Origin of the sequence: Corynebacterium tuscaniense (assembly GCF_008693065.1) — a bacterium.
In the GTDB taxonomy this organism is placed as follows: Bacteria; Actinomycetota; Actinomycetes; order Mycobacteriales; family Mycobacteriaceae; genus Corynebacterium; species Corynebacterium tuscaniense.
The window spans coordinates 1-3,514 of record NZ_VXKH01000097.1 but is presented as its reverse complement, the minus strand read 5'-3'; the positions used below and the strand labels follow the sequence as shown (position 1 = coordinate 3,514).

4 protein-coding genes are annotated in these 3,514 nt (G+C 62.5%); all 4 read right to left on the bottom strand.

All coding sequences use genetic code 11. The annotated features are described in order from the left end of the window. The coding region (cysS, locus tag F4V54_RS10375; protein WP_150387087.1) for a cysteine--tRNA ligase at window positions 1-1,361 on the bottom strand (1,361 nt) is incomplete at its 3' end. A 14-nt stretch (window positions 1,362-1,375) separates the two neighbouring features. After that, a complete protein-coding gene (gene ispF, locus F4V54_RS10370) occupies window positions 1,376-1,876 on the bottom strand; it encodes a 2-C-methyl-D-erythritol 2,4-cyclodiphosphate synthase (protein WP_150387086.1) in 501 nt (166 codons plus the stop codon). Window positions 1,877-1,897: 21 nt separating this feature from the next. Beyond that, a complete protein-coding gene (locus F4V54_RS10365; RefSeq protein WP_102723515.1) occupies window positions 1,898-3,004 on the bottom strand; it encodes an HNH endonuclease signature motif containing protein in 1,107 nt (368 codons plus the stop codon). A gap of 116 nt (window positions 3,005-3,120) precedes the next feature. Next, window positions 3,121-3,514, bottom strand: a 394-nt coding sequence (locus tag F4V54_RS10360; RefSeq protein WP_211359482.1) for a 2-C-methyl-D-erythritol 4-phosphate cytidylyltransferase, incomplete at its 5' end; no start/stop codon positions are given.

Sequence of the window (3,514 nt, the reverse complement as noted above, 5' to 3'; positions counted from 1 at the left end):
CCAGCGGCGGCCAGACGGTCGCGGACTTCGTCGGCGGTGGCCCAGTCCTTGTCGGCGCGAGCCTGCGCGCGACGTTCCAGTTCAACCTGGACGAGGACATCCAGAGCCGCCTCCGCCGCGCCAGAAGCACTGGAAGCGTCGGCAGCACTCGCCCACTCGCCGGGGTCGATGCCCAGCACAGCAGTCATTGCGCGGACTGAACCGGCGAAATTGCGGGCTAACGTCGCGTCGCCGTCCGCGAGCGCCTTGTTGCCTGCACGGACGGTGTTGTGAATCTCCGCCAGCGCCTTAGGTACGCCGAAGTCCTCGTTCATGGCCTCGGCGAACGCAGGGGTCCACTCGCCGCGAGACACGGGCTCGCCGCCAGAAGCAGCAGCGGCGCGGGCGACAAAATCCTCAATACGCCGATAGCCTGCCGCAGCTTCCTGCAGCGCCGCCGGCGAATACTCCAGCACGCTGCGGTAATGCGCGGACCCCAGGTAGTAGCGCAGCTCCACCGGGCGCACGGCCTCGAGCATGTTGTCGATCGAGAGCACGTTGCCCAGCGACTTCGACATTTTCTCCCCCGCCATGGTCACCCAGTGGTTGTGCATCCAATACTGGGCAAAGCCGTCGCCGGCAGCGTGGGATTGTGCTTGCTCGTTCTCGTGGTGCGGGAACTGCAGGTCAAGCCCGCCACCATGAATGTCAAACTCAGCACCCAAGTACCACGTTGACATCGCGGAGCATTCCAAGTGCCAGCCGGGGCGGCCATCGCCCCAAGGGGTGGGCCAGCTCGGTTCGCCGGGTTTCGCAGCTTTCCACAGCGCGAAGTCATGGGCGCCGCGCTTGCTGGCCACGTCGGTTTCACCTTGTTCCATCTCCTCGACGCGGTTGCCGGACAAGGACCCATAGTCGGAGCCTTCCGCCGCTACCCAGGCAGCAACGTCGAAGTAGACGGAGCCGTCGGCGGCATACGCAAAGCCGGCGTCGATAAGCCTTTGCATGTAGTCGATCATCTGGGTGACAAACCCGGTTGCGCGTGGCTCGACGCTCGGTGGCAGAACGCCCAGCGTGCTGTAGGCGCGTGTAAATTCGCGCTCGTAGGTGGACACCCATTCCCACCAGGGGCGACCGTTTTCGGCGGCTTTTGTGAGGATTTTGTCGTCGATGTCGGTCACGTTGCGCACAAAAGCGACATCGTAACCGGTGGCGAGGAACCAGCGGCGCACGATGTCGAAGGCCACGCCGGAACGCAGATGCCCGATGTGCGGCGAGGACTGCGGCGTCGCACCGCACACATACATCGAGACGTGCCCCTCACGGAGAGGTTCAAATTCGCGGAGAGTGCGGGTCGCGGTGTCAAAAATGCGTTGAGTCACGCGCCCCAGTTTAACTATCGCTTATCGACGAGCGCCGTCGCCACCGCCGCTCTCCCCTCCCCCGATCCCGTGAAACCCATCCCGTCGGTCGTCGTGGCACTCACGGACACGGGTGCGCCGAGAGCTTCGGACAGGACGCGCTCGGCCTCTTCGCGCACCGGGCCCATTTTGGGGGTCTGGCCGATGAGTTGAGCTGAAGCGTTGAGCACGGTGTAGCCGTTGGCGGCGACGAGTTCACGCAACTCGGTAAGCAACTGCACCCCAGTGACCCCCTCGTACTCCGGGCGGTCAACACCGACGAAACTGCCCAGGTCCCCCAGCCCGGTTGCGGAGAGCACTGCGTCGACGATGGCGTGGCTGACAACGTCACCGTCTGAGTGTCCTTCGCATCCGTCGACGCCCTCGAAGATGAGGCCGGCGATCCAGCAGGGTTTGCCGGGCTCGATGCGGTGGGCGTCAAAAGCAGCGCCAACTCGCAGTGTGGAAATCGGATTCGGGGTTTTGGAGGATTCCATGATCCATCATCCTAGTGGGCACTATCTGGCGCGGACTGGCACCTTCGCCGGGTCGTGGTTGAACAGGGACCGCATCCCGCCGAACGGGTGCAGTGTGTTCGCGCGGGCGAACCCGCGTGGGGAGATCCACACTGGTGCACCACCACGCATCTCGACGTGGCCGCGGTGCGCCACATGTGCGTCATCGTCGTTGACGCGATTGTGGTAGCGGCACAGTGGTGCGAGGTTGTTCGCGTTGGTCTCACCGCCGTTCTTCCAGGCCTTGATGTGGTGGATTTCGCACTGGTCAGCCCCACGACGACAGTCCGGGCTGGTACAGATCGGCTGCGTAGCCCTCGCCATATCGCGCTGCTTCGCGTTGGCGAAACGCTCCAGCCGATACTGGTTCACCGCGCCCTCCGTAGGATGAAAGACCACTGCTTCCAGCTCGTTGTCCGGGTTGGCGGTGTGGGTGGTGAGGAAATCAGCGCCGGTGATAGTGGTGCCGTCCGTCAGCCCAAGCACAACGTCATCGTCCTCCCCGCGAATAATGCGCACCCACTCTGGCAACGGGATAAGCAACTGTGGCCTCGGGACGGCGCGCGGTACGCCACCGCCACTACGTATGAGCGCCAGGAAATGTTCCAGTAATTGTGGCGCAAGAGGCAAGTCCGGGTCCACCCCCTCAAGCAGCGCGTGTTCTAAATCGGCGACATCACGCTCGTCGGCCCAGAACATCACCCGGCGCCGGCCGTGACGCGACGGCGAAATGGTCAACTTCTTCTCCGGCGGCTTATCCGCGCCGGGCAGAAGCTTCCTAGTCAACGCAAGCAAGGCCTTATAATTACCGCGCACGGCGAGCATGGTCAGCCGAAGCTTGTTGCGTGTCCGGTTGTTGTTGATCCGCTTGAGCTTCTTCTCAATGTGCACGAGTTTGTCCAGGCTCACCCCCTCCACGCGTGCTTTCTCCCGCGCCTGCCGCTGCTTCGACGGCGACGTGGTTGGACCGTAATACGCGTCATGTACGAGCTTCCAGTTATTCGCTGTTGCTTGCGACATCCCGGCATCTAACGCGGCTTGGCGGTCAAACCCCTTCAACATATCTATTGCGCCGCCTGATAAGGCCGCGATCACAGTATTAAAGTTCATGCCCCAAAGGTATTGCTCAAAAGTGCCGTTTAACAAGGGTTTTAGAGATTTCCCACAGTTTCACAATTTATGGAACCAAACAGGGGCCTAAGGCAGTCTAAGTAAGATGGGGTTTTTCAAACGCCAGGGTTGCCGGGCACGTCAAAAACGGTGGGTTCTGCCTCATCCGTGATGCGTTGTGCCAGCACAAGGTCGATGGGAGTGGTGATCTTAAAGGCCATCGGGTCGCCCTGCACCGTAGACACGGCGACACCGAACCATTCCATGAGGCTCGCGTCGTCGGTGGGGGTGAAGTCCATAGCGTCAGCAGCGAAGTAGGCCTCATTTGCCTCCCGCAACGTAGCTAGGTCGAAGCCCTGCGGTGTCTGCACGGCCCGCAGTTGGGAGCGGTCGGGGGTGGAGAGCACGTCCCCTGCAGCGTCGACAAGCTTGATGGTGTCTGCGACAGGCAACACCGGGACGACTGCCGGGGCGCCGGCGAGCACCCCCCGCGCAACGCGCGCGATCATC